Raw genomic sequence first — 19,927 nt, 5'->3', positions numbered from 1 at the left:
TAGCTTATCGTTTGGAAATTTCGTCGCGAATTTTTGCAGCTTTTTCATAATCTTCGTTGGCGACAGCTTCGTCTAAAAGTTTATGAAGTTCCTCTAGGGTTTTATGTTTGTAGGTTTCTTGTGGGGCTTCTTCTAGCTCATCGGCCATTAAATCGTCTGCTAAAACACTATCTTGTTCTTCTTCGTCTTCTTTTTTCGGATTTACCTTTAAATAGATACCTGCTTTATCCAAAATATTTTTATAGGTAAAAATAGGGGCATCGAAACGTAATGCCAATGCAATGGCATCGCTTGTTCGAGCATCGATAATCTCTTCAATTTTATCCCGTTCACAAATTAAACTGGAGTAAAAAACACCATCAACAAGTTTATGGATAATGACTTGCTTAACAAGGATATCAAACCTGTCGGCAAAATTTTTAAACAAATCATGGGTTAAAGGACGAGGTGGGCGAATTTCCTTTTCTAAAGCAATGGCTATGGACTGCGCTTCAAAAGCGCCAATAACTATAGGTAATTTACGATCTCCATCAACCTCATTTAGTATTAATGCGTAAGCACCGTTTTGCGTTTGGCTATATGAAATGCCTTTTATGTTTAACCTTACTAAGCTCATAATTTATAAAAACGCAAAGAACTGTTTAAATTAGGACTTTACCAACTGCCAGGGCAGAATTTGGAATTATTATGCTAACTTAAGCAGTTCTAATACGGTTATACAAGTTATAAAAAATAATTTATTGTTGGGCTTTAAAGGCCTTTAATTTTTCAATTAACGCAGGCACAACTTCAAAAGCATCGCCCACAACCCCATAGTCTGCTGCTTTAAAGAAAGGCGCTTCGGGGTCGGTATTAATAACCAATTTTACTTTAGAGGCATTTATACCTGCTAAATGCTGGATAGCACCCGAAATACCTATAGCGACATATAAATTTGAAGCAACGGGCTTACCGGTTTGGCCTACGTGCTCGCTGTGTGGTCTCCAGCCCAAATCGGATACAGGCTTAGAACATGCCGTGGCAGCGCCCAAAACATCAGCTAGTTCTTCAATCATGCCCCAGTTTTCAGGGCCTTTTAATCCGCGTCCACCAGAAACAACAATATCGGCATCGGCAATAGTTACTTTGTCTGTAGCTTTATCAACAGACTCTACTTTTATATTATTTTCAGAAAGTGAAGGTGAAAAGGTTTCAGTTGCTGCGTCACCTTTACTTTCAACCAATCCAAATGAATTATTCGAAATACCAACAATCTTTACATCGGTATTTATTTGGGTGATTTCAAAAGCTTTATTGGTAAAAGCACTGCGTTTTACAGAAAAAGGCGAAGTGCTTTCTGGGGCTGCTACCACATTGGAAGTGTAACCTGCCTTTAAACCAGCCGCCAATAAAGGAGCTATGTATTTACTGTTGGCCGATGAGCTAAGTACAATTACTTTTGCATTTTCTTTCTCAGTGGCTTGACTAATGACTTCAGCAAACGATTTGGCAATAAAACTATCCAGCTGTGGGTTGTTTACAGTCAAAACTTTATCTACGCCATAATTACTCAATTGGTCTGTGTTGTCACTATTAATACAAACGGCAGTAACGGTTGTGCCTAATTGGTTGGCTACAGCTTTGGCATAAGAAGCAACTTCAAATGCTGTTTTCTTAAATTTTCCTTGTTCAGATTCGGTATATACTAAAACGGACATAATTTTTTAGTTTGTTATCCTGAACTTGTTTCAGGGTCTTTGTTATTTTATATTGTTTGGGCACTGAGGCTCTCGAAGTGCCTTGAAATTGGTTAATTGTTCATTTATAGAGCCTCAATGAACAATTCTTGGCAGCTTAAATCACTTTAGCTTCATTATGAAGTAAGTCAACCAATTCATCCAAATTATCTGGAGACACTAGTTTTACAGCGCCTTTTGGAGCTGGTTTCTCAAACGACACAGAAGTAGTTTGGGCATTGGTTTCAATAGGTTCGGTAACTGTTAATGGTTTTTGGCGAGCCATCATAATACCACGCATGTTGGGGATGCGTAAATCACTTTCTTCAACCAGTCCCTTTTGGCCACCAATTACTAATGGTAATGTAGTAGAAACGGTTTCCTTACCGCCATCTATTTCCCTAGTTGCAGTTACTGCGTTTGATGAAGCATCAACTTCCAGACCAATACATTTATTTATAAAGTTCATATTGGTAAGCCCTGCAAGTATGCCGGGAACCATACCGCCGTTATAATCGATAGATTCACGACCAGCGATAATTAGGTCGAAACCACCATCTTCAACCACTTTTGCCAGTTGTTGTGCTACAGAAAATCCATCGGTAGCGGGTGTGTTTACTCTAATAGCAGCATCTGCACCAATGGCTAAAGCTTTACGTAAAGTGGGTTCGGTTTCAGGACCACCTACATTAACTACGGTTACGTTTGCTCCTTGTTTTTCCTTAAACCACATAGCACGAGTTAAACCAAACTCGTCGTTAGGGTTTATAACAAATTGCACACCATTGGTGTCAAATTTTGTATCACCATCGGTAAAATTGATTTTAGATGTGGTGTCAGGAACATGACTAATACATACTAATATTTTCATTTATGAATAGTTTTAAAAAGTTGTGTTTTAATGCAATATAAGTTAGAGACTTTTCATTTTTTAACCTAAAATGCTAAGAAAATAAGCTAAAAACAATCGACTAAATTTTAGGATACGAAGGTAAATATTTTATTTCGATTATTTATTATGCATGCATAATAAATTTACCTAATTCTTTTAATTAGATTATAGCATTTATTGTTATTTTTGCAACTCGATTAAAAATAAATTTAATGAAGACAATTCAATTTAGAGAGGCTATTTGTGAGGCCATGAGTGAAGAAATGCGCAGAGATGAGAGCATATACTTAATGGGAGAGGAAGTGGCTGAGTATAATGGTGCTTATAAGGCATCGAAGGGGATGTTAGATGAGTTTGGACCTAAACGTGTAATAGATACACCTATTGCGGAGCTAGGGTTTGCTGGGATTGCAGTAGGATCTACCATGACAGGCAACCGTCCAATAGTTGAATATATGACGTTTAACTTTTCTCTTGTTGGAATTGATCAAATTATAAATAATGCTGCTAAGATTAGGCAAATGTCCGGTGGACAGTTTAAATGTCCAATAGTATTCCGTGGCCCTACGGCTTCTGCAGGACAGTTAGGGGCAACACACTCCCAAGCTTTTGAAAATTGGTTTGCCAATACGCCTGGGTTGAAAGTGGTTGTGCCTTCAACACCTTACGATGCTAAGGGCTTATTGAAAGCAGCTATTAGAGACGACGATCCTGTTATTTTTATGGAGAGTGAGCAAATGTATGGCGATAAAGGCGAAGTGCCAGAAGGCGAATATATTTTACCACTAGGGGTTGCCGATATTAAGCGTGAGGGTTCCGATGTAACCATTGTATCCTTCGGAAAAATAATTAAGGAGGCACATAAAGCAGCAGACGAACTTGAAAAAGAAGGCATTTCCTGTGAAATAATCGATTTGCGTACCGTGCGTCCTATGGATAAGAAAGCCATATTGGAATCGGTTAAAAAAACCAATCGCTTAGTTATTTTAGAAGAAGCATGGCCTTTTGCTAATGTGGCTTCAGAAATAACCTATGTGGTACAAAACGAAGCATTCGATTACTTGGATGCACCAATCATTAAATTGAATACGGCCGATACACCAGCGCCTTATTCACCTGTATTATTAGAGGAATGGTTGCCAAACAGCAATGATGTTATCAAGGCCGTTAAAAAGGTGCTTTATGCCAGTTAATAATTGAATTTTTCATAAAAGAAAATAATGATTTTTGGCTTTATACAAAAAAGAAAAATGAAGTGTAGCCAAAGCTACATTGAAGTTTTATTTTACAGTAAAAATCCAAAAAGGGGATTTTATTATGAAAATTACAATTGATAAGTGGTATTTAAATAAATAAAGATTTTTTACGTTATATAAACTTCATTAGCATAGTTTTGTTGATGAAGTTTTTTTGTATTATGAACTTAAGATTACTTATAGCCCTATTTATTTTTGGAATAGTCACAATTCAGGCCCAAACCAAGGTGAGTGGTCATGTGTTTGATGAATTTGATGCCCCTATATCCTTTGCCAATGTGATATTTAAAGGATCTACACAAGGTACCATTACCGATGAAAACGGGAAATTCTATTTAGAGTCTGGCGAAACTTGGGAGGCTTTAACCGTATCGTTTATTGGGTTTGAGACCTTAACAGTACCTTTGGAAAAAAGGGTGAATTATAATTTAAAATTCATACTTAAGGAAGAGACTGCCCAATTGAACGAAGTGGTTATTATTTCAGGTAAACAATCCAAGAAAAATAACCCTGCCATAGATATCTTGCGAAAAATATGGGCCAATAAGCGCAGTAATGGGTTAAGGCAGTTTAAACAGTATGAATACGATAAGTATGAGAAAGTAGAATTCGATATAAATACTATTGATAGTGCCCTTATAAAAAGTAAACTGTTTCGGGGGATGGAATTTGTATTTAATGAGGTCGATACCTCTCGTGTTACAGGAAAAACCTATCTGCCTATGTTTATCAATGAGGCGGCATCAAAAGTTTATGGTGATAATACCATGAATAAGGAAAAAGAGGTTTTAAAAGGGAATAAGAATTCAGGGTTTAGTGATAATCAGGTTATTATTGATTTTGTGGACGACCTATACTCCGATTTTAACGTCTACGACAATTACCTGAAGTTTTTTGATAAAAGCTTTGTAAGTCCGCTGTCCAGGACCGGCATTAACACTTATAATTATGTGCTGTCCGATAGTACATTTATAGGCAATAAATGGTGTTACAATATTATATATTACCCACGTCGAAAAAACGAACTCACATTTAAAGGCGATTTTTGGGTGGCCGACACCACTTATGCCATTAAGGAAATTAATTTACAAGCCTCTAAGAGTGCCAATATTAACTGGGTAAAGGACATTTATATTGAACAGGAATTTGAAGTGCTGAATGATTCCTTGTTTTTGGTGACTCGCGATTATATGATGAGTGATTTCGCGTTGAATAAAAAGGAATCGTCCCGAGGTATTTATGGTAAACGCACCACTTTATATGATAACTACCAGTTCGATATAAAAAAGGACAAAAAGTTTTACGATACCGAAGTTTATAATTACGACCAAGATGTTTATGATAGGGATGATGCTTTTTGGGAAGCTAATAGGTTGGAGGTTTTAAGTAAAGATGAAAAGGGTGTATACAAAATGCTCGATACTTTAAAGACCGTTAAAAAGTTTAAGCGGCTATACAATTTAGGGAGTATTTTGGCTTCGGGGTATATTGAATTTAATTCCTTACCATTAGATTACGGTCCTATTTTTTCAACCTTTGGTTTTAATGAAGTTGAAGGTTTGCGACTTCGTACAGGTGGACGAACCTATTTTGGGAGAAACGATATCTGGCGTTTAGAAGGTTTTGTGGCTTATGGGTTTCGGGATGATAAGTTCAAGTATGGTATCTCAGGTAAATGGTTGATAGATAAAAAAAGCCGACTTATTATTTCTGGAGGCAATCGGCGCGATGTGGAACAAATAGGTGCTAGTTTAACCACCTCTACCGATGTTCTGGGACGCAGTTTGGCATCATCGTCTGTTGTGGGAACTGGAGCTAATGATAAATTAACCTCTATAAATTTAACCAGTTTAGCTATAGAGTCAGAACCTTGGCGAAACCTTATTTTTAGATTGGGAGCCAATTATAGAACTTTAGAATCGGCATCGCCAACCTTCAGTCTAGATTATAATACGCCAACTGGGATTGCATCTGAAATTAAGCAATTTGAAACTTCGCTGTCCTTATTTTATTTCCCGGGACGAAAAATGACAGGTTTTGGAGTTGAACGCCATGATGCTAACGACGATTATGCTCGCATATTTGCCCAAGTGAGCCGAGGTGATAAAGCTGTGTTTAACAGTGATTTTGATTATACTAAGGTGCAGTTCTCCTATGTGCAACCTTGGCAGTTAGGAGGTCTGGGGCGGTTGGTGTCTACAGTGGAAGCAGGAAAGACTTTTGGCGAAGTGCCATTGGGGTTGTTAAGTGTTATTCCCGGTAATCAATCGTATTTTTCCATTTATAAGACCTTTTCACAACTTGATTTTTATGAGTTTGTAAGCGATACCTATGCGTCTTTTCATTTTGAACATAATTTTAATGGACGGTTATTTTCCAGAATCCCGTTTTTGCGAAAATTTAATTTACGTGAAATTGTAAGTTTAAGAGGCGTATGGGGTGATATTTCACAAGAGAATATCGATTTAAACAAAACAGATAACCCTAATACCATTCCATTAATAGCACCAAATGGCAAACCCTATTACGAATACAGCTTTGGAGTGGGCAATATTTTTAAAGTGTTCCGTATAGATTTTAACTTTAGGGGTAACTACAAAGATCCGGTCTTAAATCCTGATGCCAGAAAATTTGGTGTTACAGGAAGTTTTGGTTTTTATTTTTAAAAGATTTTTCTCAAAAGTATTTTTAAGTGTGCTTTCAAAAATTAAATGTTGTAAGATGTCAGTTTTTGAAGGGTTAGGCGTGCTTTTGTCTAAATGTTATTAGGGCAGTTTTTGTAGCCTTTTTAAAATCATCATGTAAGATTAGTGATTTTAATGTATTTTTGGTCTTTTTCAAAAAAAATAAAAGCAAAAAAAGTATCATTTAATAAAAGTCATATCATATGAGGCAGTTAATCATTTTAATGGTTTTAATAGTAACACTCTTTAATTGTAAGCCAGAAGAACAACCAGAATGGGTCTTGGTGCCTTACCCTAATACCATAGAAACTGCCGATGGTGTTTTTACTTTTGAAAAAGGGATTAGCATTACAACTTCAGATGAGGAGTTACATGCACTTTCAGAGTTTTATACAAAGCGCTTCGAAGACTTGGGGGTTGTTGTTGAAACTAAATCCAATCGCGTTATCGAGTTACAATTGAAAACTTCAGAATTAGAAAATGAAGAAGCTTATCAAGTGACTATCAGTAAAAAGAAGATTACTGTTACAGCGGCTCATCCCAAAGGCATCTTTTATGGACTTACCACCCTGTGGCAACAATTACAGCTATCCCAAAATAAGGTTGTTTCTTGCGGAACTATTAGTGATGCACCGCGCTTTGGTTACCGCGGCTTTATGTTGGATGAGTCTAGGCATTTTTTTGGTAAAGAGAAGGTTAAGCAGTACATAGATTTAATGGCTTCCTTTAAATTAAATACTTTTCATTGGCATCTAACCGATGAGCCAGGATGGCGTATTGAAATTAAAGCATTGCCCAAATTGGCTACGATTGGTGGGAAAGGCTATTATAAAACGCCCGACGGACCAGTTAAATATTATACGCAGGAAGATATAAAAGAAGTGGTGGCCTATGCGGCAGAGCGTTTTATTACAATTATTCCCGAAATAGATATGCCTGGGCATGCCACGGCAGCCAATAAGGCTTATCCAGAGTTTTCTGGTGGCGGGAGCGAAAAGTATCCCGATTTTACTTTCGATCCCGGTAAAGAAGAAACCTATGCCTATTTAACAACCATCTTAAAAGAAGTGGCTACATTATTTCCTTCTAAATATGTGCATTTAGGAGGAGATGAGGTTCATTTTGGAAATGAGGCCTGGCATAGTAATGCAGGAATAAAAGAGTTGATGAAGCGGGAGCAGTTGGAGACCCTTGTAGATGTAGAGCATTATTTTATACGACGTATTACAGATAGCCTTAAAACCCTAGGAAAAGATCTTGCTGGATGGGATGAGATTGTAGCTTCTGGAGTTGATAAGCAAACAAGTATGATTTATTGGTGGCGACATGATAAGACCGATAAGCTAGAAGCTGCTTTAAAGGCAGGCTATAAGACGGTGCTTTGTCCGAGAAGACCGCTTTATTTCGATTTTGTGCAGCATGATTCCCTTAAAAATGGTCGTCGCTGGGATGGTTTTAATCCTTTAAAAGATGTTTACCAATATCCTGATGGTACCCATCAGTTTTCTGAAGGGGACTTAAAATTGATAGCGGGCATTCAGTCCAATTTATGGACAGAACGTTTGGCCACCGAAGACTGGATCGATTTCATGACTTTTCCAAGGTTAGTTGCTATGGCAGAATCGGCTTGGACTAATGAGGCATATAAGGATTGGCAGCGATTTGATGCTTACTTGCCAAAACTATATGCATATCTGGACAGTCAAGGCATCTATTATTTTGATGAAACCGACTTAGAACATCAAAAAGAACCTGAACTTTAAGCTGGGATCGTTTTTTAGTATAAAGCTATGGTTAAAGGTGTTTTAGTAGTATTGGGTTTGTCAATAACTGTTACTCTAGCTCCTTAATCAGGATGTCTTTAAACTCGATACCTTGCCCTTCTGCTTGTAAACCGATGAAACCCTCGGTAAGGGCTTTGCCATCAATTTTTACAGACGGATTGAATCGGTTGGCAACACCGCCACCTATGGTTGGTTTGCTATATTGTAATACAGTGTCTTTGTTTACAATATGAATAATTAAGGAGTCTTTGTAAACAATAAGTTCACCATTTACCCATTCGTCCCATGGGTAGGTCTTTGATGTTGAGTTGATACAATGTCTGGGGTCGATTTCATTATTATAAGTAACATCGGTTCCAGGAGAGCACATGTTGCCTGTTGGGCGCGGATTGCCATCATCGGCATCGGCAAGCATTTGATACTCTACTGAAATAGGCCAATCCTGTTCTTTTAAAATCGTTTTTGGGTCTTGGGAATGGAACATGATACCGCTATTTCTGTATGTGTAGGAAGGAGCATCTTCCATCCATTGATTAGTAAATCGGTATTTAAATTTTAAATGATAGGACGAGAATGGTTTATCGTAAAATAAGTGCCCGTAACGTTCATTAAAGGAGTCGTAATTATCATAGTTAACCTGTATAACACCATCTTTAACCCGGAATGTGTTGGCATAATTTTCACCTACTTCATGGTGGTGGATTTTGGGTGTCCAACCCTCAAGATCTTTTCCATTAAACAATACCTGCCAATCGTTGGTGTGTTTCTTTGAGTTGTTATTACCACATGAAAACATAAGTAGAACTCCGGTGAATAATAGGTAACGTTTCAATAGATGAAAATTAGTGATGCATTTGGGTTTGAAATAGTTGTTGAGGTGTGCTTTCAAAAGAATTTATTGGGAATTTATATTACTGTTTATTTTTAAAGGAGTCAAATTCACTAGCGGTTTCCTTTTTGGGGAAGCTATTATTGCCAGTATTGGTGTCGGCAAACTCAAAATTAGGGTCTAGGTTTACGGTTTTAACTTCTTTATCTTTTACAAAAGTGTGTTTGACTTCATATTCATTTCTACGCCAAATATCGGCTGGAAGTTGATTTATTTCAGAAGAGCCATCAGTATAAATCCATTCTATAGTAACGGGCATGACCAGCCCACCCACATTTTTAATGGTGACTTCGTAAAGGTTTTTGCCAGAAAGTTGCTGTCTTACGGCTTCATCATCTAGTCTAGATAAGAATCCGCCATAAGCATTATCGGGTGTATCTTTCATTTTGATGACTTCTGGTCCACTGGAAAAATCATGGGCTGTTGCGTTAGTGCTAGTGTCTTCTGTTTTAACCTGTATGTTCTGTTTTTGGTTTTCAATATTTTGTGCTTCTTCGTATACCTTAAACCATTTTACATTACTTAATTCCATATCTACATGGTCTGTGGTAAAAAACCAGCCTCTAAAAAACCAATCCAAGTCGGTGGCCGTAGCATCTTCAAGGGTTCTAAACAGGTCTGCAGGATTAGGGTGCTTGTATTTCCAGCGGTTGGCATATTCCTTAAAAGCAGCATCAAACAGCTCTTTTCCAACAATGGAATTTCTAAGCATTTGTAAGCCCACAGTAGGTTTTAGGTAAAAGTTAGCTCCAAATTGACTGAGCAGTTCATTGTCTGAAGTGGTCATTATGGGGCGTAAAATATTTTTATCACCACTCATAAAAGGAACGATACTTTTTGGTGTAGTACTGTTAAAATCAGGGTAACGTTCGGCTATGGTGCGTTGGTGTATAAAGGTGTTTAGGCCTTCGTCCATCCACATCCATTTGCGTTCATCTGAGCTTACAATCATGGGAAACCAATTGTGTCCTACTTCGTGGACTATAGTGCCTATCATACCGGCTTTGGCATTCTTAGACATCTTGCCATTTTTAGGTCTTCCGCCATTAAAGCTAATCATGGGAAACTCCATGCCAATATTAGAAGTGTTTACTGAAATAGCTACAGGATATGGGTAATCGAAAGTAGCTTCGGAATATACTTCTAGTGCATGCATAATAGCCTTGGTGGATTCTTCTTGCCACACAGGTAAGCCTTCTTTTGGGTAAAAGGACATGGCCATAACGGTATTGGAAGGGAGTTTAACAGCTTGTGCGTCCCACATAAATTTTCTGGAGGAAGCAAAAGCAAAGTCACGTACGTTTTTAGCAGTAAATCGCCATGTTTTTTGTTTTTTGGATTTTGTTTTTTCGTTGGCTTCAGCTTCTTTTTGGGTCACGATCATAACAGGTTGGTCAAACGATTGCCGCGCTTTATCCATGCGTTCCTGTTGGGTTTTAGTAAGAACGCTCTCAGGATTTTGTAATGATCCTGTTGAAGCTACAATATGGTCTTCTGGTACGGTGATTTCAACATCATAATCACCAAATTCCAAGGCAAATTCGCCAAGTCTTTGAAATTGCTGATTTTGCCAGCCTTCAGTGTCGTTATAAACGGCCATTCTGGGGAACCAATGTGCAATAAGATAAACTGTATTATCATCTTCAGGAAAATATTCATAGCCTTCCCTAGATAATAAAAATAGGCTGCGATCTGTAATAGGATAGGACCAGCTTATAGAGAAAGTTAAGGAGTCACCAGACTTTAAAGGTGTATTGAGTAGCACCTTCATCATGGTATTATTTACCAACGATTTCATAGCGTTGCCATCACTGTCTTTAATATACTTTATGGAATACCCAGCAGGGAAATCAATGGCCCTGGTTAAAAATTGCATTTGCCGAGTGGTCATGCCATCTTTTAAGCTATTTTTCATATTGCCAAAATCCTCACTGCCTTTTTTGTTGACGTTTTGTTCCAACTGAATCCATAAATAACTTAAATCGTCTGGAGAGTTATTATAATAGGTAATGGTCTCATGGCCCGAAATGGTATTATTGGTTTCATCCAAAACCACTTTAATATTATAATCGGCACGTTGTTGCCAATAAGCTTTTCCTGGAGCACCACTCGCAGTTCGGTAACTGTTAGGGGCTGTAATCATGTTATCAATGGGTTCAAATTTACCTTGCCATGGTTGGTTTTGTGAGTTTATATGGGATAAAGAGAAAATAGCAATACAGGCAAAAAAAAGATAACGCATAATCTATCATTTATTTATTTGAGTTAGTCTTGGGCAAGATAGGAAATAATAATGTAAATCGATTAAGTTTTTTATTGCTAAAAGCGTATGGGTTACGTACATTTGCAGCCCTAAAACAATAAAAATGAGTAAGAAAAAAGATGTGACTTTTGATGTATTGATAGAGATACCAAAAGGAAGTAGAAATAAATACGAATACGATTTTACGTTACATAAAATTAGATTTGACCGTACCTTGTTTTCATCTATGATGTATCCGGGAGATTACGGATTTGTACCAGAAACCTTAGCATTGGATAAAGATCCTTTAGATGTATTGGTTTTATCTACAGAGCCTTCGTATCCTATGGTTGTAATGGAAGTACGTCCAATAGGTGTTTTCCATATGACCGATGAAAAAGGACCTGATGAAAAAATTATTTGCGTACCTGTATCGGATCCTGTTTGGAGCAAGCGTAGCGATATAGCTGACTTAAATCCACATAGGTTAAAAGAAATAGAGCACTTTTTTCAAGTTTATAAGGATTTAGAAAAGAAAAAAGTAGATGTTGGTGGTTGGGGTAATGCCGAAGAAGCTACCAAGATATACCATGAATGTGTGAAACGTTACGAAGATAGCGAACATAAGAAAAAAAGAACATTTACCATCTAATTGAAAGATTCGCAATTTACACGTTAAAAAAATAAACCGTCTTTAATTTAAGGCGGTTTTTTTTATCACTTATATTTTCCTATTTTTAGCTCCGTTAAAAAAAATATTAACTAATAACTAATGAACTAATTATGGATTTAATAGTGAAATTTCTGCCGCTTTTTGGTGTGCTGGCATTGGTCTTTGTATTTGTTAAAAGTGCTTGGGTGACCAAGCAAGATCAGGGTGATGATAAAATGAAACGCATTGCAAAAAACATTGCCGATGGCGCCATGTCTTTCCTAAAAGCAGAATATAAGATTTTATCAATTTTTGTTATAGCTGTTGCGATACTACTCTTTGTTAAAGGGAATAGTGAAGCAGGGTCTAACGGTATGGTAGCTGTATCGTTTGTTGTGGGAGCTATATGTTCTGCACTGGCTGGTTTTATAGGAATGAAAGTGGCTACTAAAGCCAATGTAAGAACAACCAATGCCGCTAGAACCTCTTTGGGCAAAGCCTTAGAAGTGGCGTTTGCTGGAGGTGCTGTTATGGGATTAGGTGTTGTTGGCTTAGGCGTTTTAGGTCTTAGTGGTTTGTTTATGATTTATAGTGGGCAAGGATGGGATATAAGTGAAGTATTGAATGTGCTATCCGGTTTTTCACTTGGAGCCTCATCAATTGCACTTTTTGCCCGTGTTGGAGGAGGAATTTATACCAAGGCTGCCGATGTAGGAGCCGATTTGGTTGGAAAAGTAGAAGCAGGTATTCCTGAAGACCACCCATTAAACCCAGCAACAATTGCAGATAATGTTGGTGATAATGTTGGTGATGTTGCAGGAATGGGAGCCGATTTATTCGAGTCTTATGTAGGGTCTATTATTGGTACAATGGTATTAGGAGCACTTATTTCCACAGGAACTGAATTTGATGGTATAGGTGCCGTTTATTTGCCATTGGTTTTGGCTGCAGTTGGTATTATTATGTCTATTATAGGAACCTTTTTTGTAAAGGTAAAAGATGGTGGCTCGCCACATAAAGCGTTGAACTTGGGTGAATTTGGCTCAGCTGGATTAATGGTGGTAGCCTCTTACTTTATTATAAATGCTTTTATTCCTGAAACGTATTCTTTTAAAGGAGTTGAATATACATCGATGGGTGTGTTTTGGGCAACCATTACTGGTTTGATAGCTGGTTTATTGGTTGGAAAGGTTACCGAATATTACACGGGAACAGGTACAAAGCCTGTAAACTCTATTGTGAGACAATCTGAGACAGGAGCGGCAACAAATATTATTGCTGGTTTGGGGATTGGTATGATGTCTACCATGATCCCTATTCTTTTAATTGCTGCCGCTATTTTAGTGTCTCATCACTTTGCTGGGTTATATGGAATTGCTATTGCCGCTGTTGGAATGTTGGCCAATACTGGAATTCAATTAGCAGTTGATGCCTACGGGCCGATTTCCGATAATGCCGGTGGTATTGCAGAAATGGCCGAATTGCCAAGTGAAGTGCGTGAACGAACCGATAAGTTGGATGCCGTTGGAAATACCACTGCTGCTATTGGAAAAGGATTTGCCATTGCATCGGCAGCGTTAACAGCTTTAGCCTTATTTGCAGCTTTTATGGAGACTGCAGGTGTTACTGCTATTGATGTATCGAAACCCGATATCATGGCTGGTTTATTAGTAGGAGGCATGCTGCCTTTTGTGTTTTCTGCGTTGTCTATGAATGCCGTAGGGCGGGCCGCTATGGCTATGATAGAAGAAGTGCGTCGCCAATTTAGGGATATTCCTCAATTAAAAGCAGCATTAGAAGTGATGCGTAAATATGATTCTGATATTAGTAAAGCTTCAGAAGCTGATAGAAAAATATTTGATGCCGCCGATGGTGTTGCAGAATACGAAAAATGTGTAGCTATCTCTACTAAAGCCTCTATTAAAGAAATGGTGTTGCCAGGCTTGTTGGCCATTGCGGTGCCAGTTGCTGTAGGATTTATTGGCGGTGCAGAAATGTTAGGAGGCTTATTGGCAGGGGTAACTACCTGCGGTGTACTTATGGCGATTTTCCAATCGAATGCTGGAGGCGCATGGGATAATGCTAAAAAGACTATTGAAGAACAAGGCCGTAAAGGAACCGATGCCCATAAAGCGGCTGTTGTTGGTGATACGGTAGGAGATCCGTTTAAGGATACTTCTGGACCTTCATTAAATATCTTATTGAAGTTAATGAGTGTGGTGGCTTTAGTTATTGCACCAAGTTTAGTAGATAGTGATGCTGCAATGGCTTATGTTTCTGGTGATACTATAGCTAAGGAACAGGTTGAGGTATCTAAAGAAGTTAAAGTTAAGATGACGACTAATGATGATGGTACCGTTAAGGCTGTGGTTACAACGGTAACCACGGAAAATGGAGAAACATCAACAGCTTATGAAACTTTTGAAGGTACCGAAGCTGAAGTGAAAGCGAGCATCGAAACATTAGAAGGGGCTAAAACGAAAAAAGTAATTAAGGAAATAGAAAAAGAGGTAATTCAATAATTATTTTCTTTAAAAAATAGAACCACACTGTTCTCTTAGCGTAATTGGAGGATGGTGTGGTTTTTTTATTATTTTTAGTCAACCAATTTTTGTTTGCTCTTAGTACGATTACATGTTTAAAAAAGATCCACTCCAAATTATAGCGTTTCAAACGTATGGCACATCCAGTCATGTGTATTTGAGAGGAAGGGCAATTGAAGATGAGAATATAAATTTAGAGGAAAAGGGTGCTTTTAAGCTCCTTTTTAATGCATGGAAACGTTTCGAGACCGATGAAATAAAAAATACAGAACTTAAAATCAATATGGGAGACCATTTTGAGTTTTATACAAAGACCGATAATGACGGTTATTTTTTATTTGATGAAACAATAGATGATGTAGGAGGCTATGCCAATAGTGAAGGTTGGGTCAATTTTGAGGTTTCTTATAAAGTGAACCAAGTAAAGCGAACCATACAATCTGAAAACTGTTTCCCGGGAGAGATGCTAATTCCGTCCCAAACAGCTTCTTATGGTGTTATTAGTGATATAGACGATACTATTTTACATACTGGTTTAGTGTCGGTTTTAAAATGGCGGGTGCTATATAATACCTTGTTGACTTCGGCAGGACAACGCTTGCCCCTTGAATGCGCACCTGAGTTTTATCAAAAGTTACACGAAGGTAAAACAGGCCATGAAGCCAATCCTATTTTTTATGTAAGTCATAGTCCGTGGAATTTATACCGCTATTTGGAGTATTTCTTAAAGAAAAATAAATTTCCTAAGGGACCGATCATTTTAAGGAACTTTCCTAGGCCGTTTTCTAAAAGTAGAGGCGAAAAGCCAAGAAAACAACAAGAGATTATAAACTTATTAAAAGCCTATCCTAAATTAAAATTTATTTTAATTGGTGATAGTGGCGAACATGATCCGTATATTTATCTGGAAATAGCAAAGTTGTATCCCGAAAGGATTCTAGCCATTTATTTACTACGCGTAAACCATAAAAAGCGGATGCTTCGGGTAAATAAACTCTACAAAGATTACAAATTGACCCCTATGTTATTGGCTAAAAATAGCAAACTTGCCATGGAGCATGCCAGGAAACATGGGTTTATAAGTTGAATAGAGGCGGGAGCGACAAATTTCTTTTTTTAGGTTGAAAAGTACAATGAATCAAGTATCAAGTATCAAGTATCAAGTACAAAGTACAAAGTACAAAGTATTAAGGTTTATAGGCCTGAATGTCACTTCGAGTGAAATTCTGGAAGAATTTATTATCGAGAAGTTCTTTTTAGACAGTTTTAATTTTAAGGTTGAAAGTATTTAGTATTGAGTACAAAGTATTGAGTGTAGAAGTTTAGGGGTTTAATGGTTTAGGGGTTTAGGGGTTTAATGGTTTAGAAGTTTTAGGTAAATACTGTGAGCTGAGACTGAAAACAGAAGCCGTAAACCCTGCAAAAGCGATAGGAGCGACAGCTTTTTTAAAATTCCAAAAATTTTAAAAAACTATAGTGGATAGCGCGGTGGCTTGCCATTTGCCCAAAAAAAACAATTGCAATAGTGATCTTTAATGGTAGACCTCTTAAAATAGCCCGTGTATTTCGGCATCTATTTTATTGATAACATTGCCTAGGTCTTCTGGGTTATCCACAAAATTGAGTTTATCGACATCTATTACAAGCAATTTGCCATTATTGTAACCGTGGATCCAAGCTTCGTAACGTTCGTTTAAACGACTTAGGTAATCTATGCTAATCGTGTTTTCGTAATCGCGTCCCCGTTTATGTATTTGTGATACTAAATTAGGAATGGAACTGCGTAAATAAATTAATAAATCGGGGCCTTGTACCAGAGATTCCATTAAGTCGAACAAAGCGCGGTAATTTTCATAATCCCTATTGGTCATTAAGCCCATCGCATGCAAATTGGGCGCAAAAATATGGGCGTCCTCATAAATGGTTCGGTCTTGGATAATATCCTTGCCACTTTCATGAATTTGTAGCACCTGACGAAAACGGCTGTTTAAGAAATACACCTGTAAGTTAAAGCTCCAACGCTCCATTTGATTGTAAAAATCATCCAAGTAAGGGTTGTCCACAACATCTTCCAATTGGGGTTCCCATCTGTAGTGTTTGGCTAAAAGTTTAGTGAGTGTTGTTTTTCCAGCACCAATGTTTCCGGCAATTGCAATATGCATAGTATCAGTTAGTTTTTAAACGGTATGTGTAAAGAAATTTAGAATCGTAAATATACAAGGTTTCGTTGTTTACAAAAAACTGATTTATCAACAAATTTGGAGTTTCTATGGGGGCTAGGGTTTCGGTGCCATGCTCCAAATAGAGTAATTGGTGGCCTTTTTTGAAAATAATATTGTTATTGTCTTCAAAAAACTCCGTATATCCGTCATTTTTTATTTTCCGTAACAAACTTCCAAAATAATTGTAAACATACAAGTACGATTTGGTAAGCATCCAACAGGTGTTGTAGTTACTTTTTAGGGCTAAAACTTCGGTTTGTATGGGTAGGGTTTTGGCCCTAGAGGTGTTGGTTTTGTAATCGTAAAGTTCGAGTTGTTGGGTGTCTTGGTTAAATAGCCAAAGCGTATTATCGTGTCCCATCGATACGTGCGTAACATTTTTATATTCCGATAGGGTATTAAAATCTATTTTGAATATTTCGGCAAGCCTGTTGTCTAAAATAACAACGGTATTAAAGTCTTTGTAAAACAGGTTGATTTTAAGGGGGTTAAAAATATTGGCGCTGGTTAAATTCCCTAGCTGTAAATTGTTGTAGTTTATGGTTTTGGAAGGCGTTGTTTTATGGAACACATTGTTTTGAATGTAATAAATGGATTCAAAATGGTCTATTCCAACAAAGGTTTCGATATCGAGATTTGTTTTTTTTACAAGCGTAGGCACCATAGATTCTTGTGAAACTATGGGTAAGGACCATAACAACAGTAAATAAATAAGATGCTTCATGTACGACATGAAAAGTACAAAAATCAATCCATATTTAACAAATTAACTTATAGCCAAATCCTCTAATGTTAATGATTTGAATGTTTTCATCCAGATTTAGTTTTTTACGAAGTTTGGTAATGAACACATCCATACTTCGTGCACTAAAAAAATCGTCGTTGCCCCAGAGTTTATTAAGTATTAATGAGCGATCCAGTACTTGATTTTTATTTTTAATTAAGTGGAACAATAAATGGGCCTCACGATGTGTTAACTGTACTGCGGCTTCATTTTTATATTGCAGTAACTGTTTAGGAAAATTAAAGTTGTAATGTCCCAACTGTAAAATAGCACTTGTTTTTTGTAGTTTGGTTCGGTCTAACAGATTATTAATGCGAACGATGAGTTCTTCCATGCTAAAGGGCTTTTTTAAATAATCGTTGCCTCCAATGGTAAATCCTTCAACCACATCTTGGGTTTGCGATTTAGCCGTTAAAAAAATAATGGGAGTGGAATCGTTTATGGCCCTAATTTCTTTGGCAAGGGTGAAGCCATCTTTTTTGGGCATCATAACATCTAAAACCAATAATTCTGGTGATTCTTTTTGGAAGACATCAAAAGCTGTTTCGCCATTGTCGCATGGAAGCACCTTAAAATTTCTGGTTTCCAGACTTTCTTTTATGATTAGCCCTAATGCGGGTTCGTCTTCTGCTAAAAGTATGGTGGTTACTTTATCCATTGGGAAGCGTAATTTTAAAGGCTGTTTTGTTTTGGTCTATATTCACTGTAATACTACCGTTATGTTTTTCAATTATGGTTTTGGTATAATATAGTCCAATGCCAAAACCTTTAACATCATGTGTGTTGCCTCTAGGGACTCGATAGAACTTTTCAAATATTTTGTCTTTGTGGGCTTTTTTTAGGGTGTCTCCGTTATCGGAAATAACAATGTCCAATCTGGTGTTATGTTTAATTAGTACAATTTCAATGGTGTCTCCGCCGTACTTCACTGCATTGTCCAAAATATTGTTCAAGGCATTTTCAATATGAAAGGCATCAACATGAACAAGATGAGTTTCAGTATGAGCATCAAAAACAAATTGCTTTTCTGAATGTTGCACTTTATATCGATGCGTTAGCGTGCTTAACAAAGCAGTTAGGTCTACAGTGTCTTTGTTCAATTGTAATGTTTCACTATCTAAAGTTGCGGTTTCCAACAACTTTTCAACCATAACGTTTAGTTTGTTAAGTTGGTTGGAGGACAGGTCGATATAGGTTTTGGTTTTAGCCTTGTCGTCAATCACATTAAAACTTTTGATGCTTTCTAGGGCCACGCCAATAGTGGCTATAGGGGTTTTAAACTCGTGGGTGATGTTGCTTATTAAATCGTTCTTTACTTCAGCCAGTTGCTTTTGGTGTTTTATAATTTTCAATAAATAAAATAAACAACTGATAACAGCCAAAATTAAAAGAGCCGAAAGTAAGATGCCTGTAAGGCTTCTTTTTAAAATGGTTTTTACGGTATTGTTAAAGTATACTGTTAGTTTGCTCTGTCTTGGTAGGTAATTGGAGCTGGAAACAACACTTAAACTGGAAGGGGTGATATATTCTGATTTTAATTTCTGGGTTTCACTAAAGGCCGATTCTAAAGTTATACCGTAATCTACGTCAATTTGTTTTCTCAATAAGTCTTTGTGGAGTAGGCTATCAATAGTTTCCAATTTAAGGGAGTCCTTGGTCATGGAAATAATGACCTTTGTGGTTAGGTTTCTAAAATCCTTAAAATTAAGGATGGAATCTAAATCAAAATCAACAGCATGTTCTACGGCTATTTGCCTTGTGGTTCGCCAAGTAGAATTGCTATTGCCTCCGTGAGTAATATCAATTACGGAATCAATATTTTTTCCTTTAAAAATATAGATGTCTTTATTGTTTGTGTTTCCTAAGGAATCAATATTTATAATGCCATGTGTTTTAGAGGTCCTGACATTTATAAGGCTATCCACTGTTTGGCTATTGCTTAATGAATCTTCTGGTAATCGTCTCTCGACAGCATAGGCAATGGTGTTTTGTGCGGCAAGATTGGCAAAGTAAGTTTCAATGGCATTGTCTGCACTTTGTTGTACATCGTTGGTTAATTGTTGCTTGTTAACCAGATAGTTTTTGTAATTCCAATACACCTGAATACCTATTGTAGTAATAATTACAAATACAATAGCATAGAGTAACCATCTGTATTTCATGTTGTTCATAGTTCAAAAGTAGCAGTTAAAACCAAAGAAAACTAATGACTTAACACACGTTAACACTAGTTAACGGATTTATTTAAAACGATATAACATTTT

Annotated in this window: 15 protein-coding genes; 6 read left to right on the top strand and 9 right to left on the bottom strand. The window is 37.2% G+C overall.

Features of this window, described 5'->3' with window-relative positions; all coding sequences use genetic code 11:
- Positions 1 to 4: 4 nt before the first annotated feature.
- The 3 genes from MR062_RS04045 to MR062_RS04035 all read right to left on the bottom strand — a co-directional run bounded on the left by MR062_RS04045 (position 5) and on the right by MR062_RS04035 (position 2,586).
- Positions 5 to 616: a bifunctional nuclease family protein gene (locus MR062_RS04045; RefSeq protein WP_242202801.1), complete on the bottom strand. Its 612-nt coding sequence runs from the start codon at positions 614 to 616 to the stop codon at positions 5 to 7.
- A 121-nt stretch (positions 617 to 737) separates the two neighbouring features.
- Complete coding sequence (locus MR062_RS04040; RefSeq protein WP_242202800.1) at positions 738 to 1,697, bottom strand: electron transfer flavoprotein subunit alpha/FixB family protein; 960 nt, start codon at positions 1,695 to 1,697, stop codon at positions 738 to 740.
- Positions 1,698 to 1,833: 136 nt separating this feature from the next.
- Complete coding sequence (locus tag MR062_RS04035; RefSeq protein WP_242202799.1) at positions 1,834 to 2,586, bottom strand: electron transfer flavoprotein subunit beta/FixA family protein; 753 nt, start codon at positions 2,584 to 2,586, stop codon at positions 1,834 to 1,836.
- Positions 2,587 to 2,819: 233 nt separating this feature from the next.
- Between MR062_RS04035 and MR062_RS04030 the strand changes: the two genes are divergently transcribed.
- The 3 genes from MR062_RS04030 (at position 2,820) to MR062_RS04020 (ending at position 8,310) form a co-directional block, all read left to right on the top strand.
- Positions 2,820 to 3,800, top strand: coding sequence for a pyruvate dehydrogenase complex E1 component subunit beta (locus MR062_RS04030; protein WP_242202798.1), 981 nt, complete (start codon positions 2,820 to 2,822; stop codon positions 3,798 to 3,800).
- A 224-nt stretch (positions 3,801 to 4,024) separates the two neighbouring features.
- Positions 4,025 to 6,529: a DUF5686 and carboxypeptidase-like regulatory domain-containing protein gene (locus tag MR062_RS04025; RefSeq protein ID WP_242202797.1), complete on the top strand. Its 2,505-nt coding sequence runs from the start codon at positions 4,025 to 4,027 to the stop codon at positions 6,527 to 6,529.
- Positions 6,530 to 6,750: 221 nt separating this feature from the next.
- Complete coding sequence (locus tag MR062_RS04020; protein ID WP_242202796.1) at positions 6,751 to 8,310, top strand: beta-N-acetylhexosaminidase; 1,560 nt, start codon at positions 6,751 to 6,753, stop codon at positions 8,308 to 8,310.
- A gap of 70 nt (positions 8,311 to 8,380) precedes the next feature.
- On the opposite strand, the gene MR062_RS04015 is transcribed toward MR062_RS04020, so the two are convergent.
- Positions 8,381 to 9,163, bottom strand: coding sequence for a 3-keto-disaccharide hydrolase (locus tag MR062_RS04015; RefSeq protein ID WP_242202795.1), 783 nt, complete (start codon positions 9,161 to 9,163; stop codon positions 8,381 to 8,383).
- A gap of 79 nt (positions 9,164 to 9,242) precedes the next feature.
- Positions 9,243 to 11,462 carry a M1 family metallopeptidase gene (locus tag MR062_RS04010; protein ID WP_242202794.1) on the bottom strand — a complete coding sequence of 740 codons (2,220 nt, stop codon included), beginning with the start codon at positions 11,460 to 11,462 and terminating at the stop codon, positions 9,243 to 9,245.
- Positions 11,463 to 11,586: 124 nt separating this feature from the next.
- Between MR062_RS04010 and MR062_RS04005 the strand changes: the two genes are divergently transcribed.
- From MR062_RS04005 to MR062_RS03995, 3 genes are all read left to right on the top strand, one after another.
- Positions 11,587 to 12,114, top strand: a complete 528-nt coding sequence (locus MR062_RS04005) for an inorganic diphosphatase (protein WP_242202793.1) — start codon at positions 11,587 to 11,589, stop codon at positions 12,112 to 12,114.
- A gap of 131 nt (positions 12,115 to 12,245) precedes the next feature.
- Positions 12,246 to 14,636 carry a sodium-translocating pyrophosphatase gene (locus MR062_RS04000; RefSeq protein WP_242202792.1) on the top strand — a complete coding sequence of 797 codons (2,391 nt, stop codon included), beginning with the start codon at positions 12,246 to 12,248 and terminating at the stop codon, positions 14,634 to 14,636.
- Between the two features lie 112 nt (positions 14,637 to 14,748).
- Positions 14,749 to 15,744 carry an App1 family protein gene (locus MR062_RS03995; RefSeq protein WP_242202791.1) on the top strand — a complete coding sequence of 332 codons (996 nt, stop codon included), beginning with the start codon at positions 14,749 to 14,751 and terminating at the stop codon, positions 15,742 to 15,744.
- A 460-nt stretch (positions 15,745 to 16,204) separates the two neighbouring features.
- Here MR062_RS03995 and MR062_RS03990 read toward each other — a convergent pair whose 3' ends face one another.
- From MR062_RS03990 to MR062_RS03975, 4 genes are read right to left on the bottom strand one after another with little or no spacing between them, the layout of a single operon-like run.
- Positions 16,205 to 16,819, bottom strand: coding sequence for a deoxynucleoside kinase (locus MR062_RS03990; protein ID WP_242202790.1), 615 nt, complete (start codon positions 16,817 to 16,819; stop codon positions 16,205 to 16,207).
- A 4-nt stretch (positions 16,820 to 16,823) separates the two neighbouring features.
- Entirely contained in the window at positions 16,824 to 17,603 is a 780-nt protein-coding gene (locus MR062_RS03985; protein ID WP_242202789.1) for a hypothetical protein, read from the bottom strand.
- Between the two features lie 34 nt (positions 17,604 to 17,637).
- Entirely contained in the window at positions 17,638 to 18,321 is a 684-nt protein-coding gene (locus MR062_RS03980) for a response regulator transcription factor (RefSeq protein WP_242202788.1), read from the bottom strand.
- Positions 18,314 to 19,834, bottom strand: coding sequence for a sensor histidine kinase (locus tag MR062_RS03975; protein ID WP_242202787.1), 1,521 nt, complete (start codon positions 19,832 to 19,834; stop codon positions 18,314 to 18,316). Before MR062_RS03975 ends, MR062_RS03980 begins: the two co-directional genes overlap by 8 nt.
- Positions 19,835 to 19,927 lie beyond the last annotated feature (93 nt).

The organism is Aestuariivivens insulae (assembly GCF_022662195.1).
GTDB lineage: Bacteria > Bacteroidota > Bacteroidia > Flavobacteriales > Flavobacteriaceae > Aestuariivivens > Aestuariivivens insulae.
Note: the sequence above shows the minus strand (reverse complement) of the source record. Positions and strands in the feature narration are given on the sequence as shown.

What these genes read in the sequence shown, in the direction of transcription:
- MR062_RS04045 (WP_242202801.1), bottom strand. Translation starts at nt 616, where the DNA reads ATGAGCTTAGTAAGGTTAAACATAAAAGGCATTTCATATAGCCAAACG.
- MR062_RS04040 (WP_242202800.1), bottom strand. Translation starts at nt 1,697, where the DNA reads ATGTCCGTTTTAGTATATACCGAATCTGAACAAGGAAAATTTAAGAAA.
- MR062_RS04035 (WP_242202799.1), bottom strand. Translation starts at nt 2,586, where the DNA reads ATGAAAATATTAGTATGTATTAGTCATGTTCCTGACACCACATCTAAA.
- MR062_RS04030 (WP_242202798.1), top strand. Translation starts at nt 2,820, where the DNA reads ATGAAGACAATTCAATTTAGAGAGGCTATTTGTGAGGCCATGAGTGAA.
- MR062_RS04025 (WP_242202797.1), top strand. Translation starts at nt 4,025, where the DNA reads ATGAACTTAAGATTACTTATAGCCCTATTTATTTTTGGAATAGTCACA.
- MR062_RS04020 (WP_242202796.1), top strand. Translation starts at nt 6,751, where the DNA reads ATGAGGCAGTTAATCATTTTAATGGTTTTAATAGTAACACTCTTTAAT.
- MR062_RS04010 (WP_242202794.1), bottom strand. Translation starts at nt 11,462, where the DNA reads ATGCGTTATCTTTTTTTTGCCTGTATTGCTATTTTCTCTTTATCCCAT.
- MR062_RS04005 (WP_242202793.1), top strand. Translation starts at nt 11,587, where the DNA reads ATGAGTAAGAAAAAAGATGTGACTTTTGATGTATTGATAGAGATACCA.
- MR062_RS04000 (WP_242202792.1), top strand. Translation starts at nt 12,246, where the DNA reads ATGGATTTAATAGTGAAATTTCTGCCGCTTTTTGGTGTGCTGGCATTG.
- MR062_RS03995 (WP_242202791.1), top strand. Translation starts at nt 14,749, where the DNA reads ATGTTTAAAAAAGATCCACTCCAAATTATAGCGTTTCAAACGTATGGC.
- MR062_RS03990 (WP_242202790.1), bottom strand. Translation starts at nt 16,819, where the DNA reads ATGCATATTGCAATTGCCGGAAACATTGGTGCTGGAAAAACAACACTC.
- MR062_RS03985 (WP_242202789.1), bottom strand. Translation starts at nt 17,603, where the DNA reads ATGAAGCATCTTATTTATTTACTGTTGTTATGGTCCTTACCCATAGTT.
- MR062_RS03980 (WP_242202788.1), bottom strand. Translation starts at nt 18,321, where the DNA reads ATGGATAAAGTAACCACCATACTTTTAGCAGAAGACGAACCCGCATTA.
- MR062_RS03975 (WP_242202787.1), bottom strand. Translation starts at nt 19,834, where the DNA reads ATGAACAACATGAAATACAGATGGTTACTCTATGCTATTGTATTTGTA.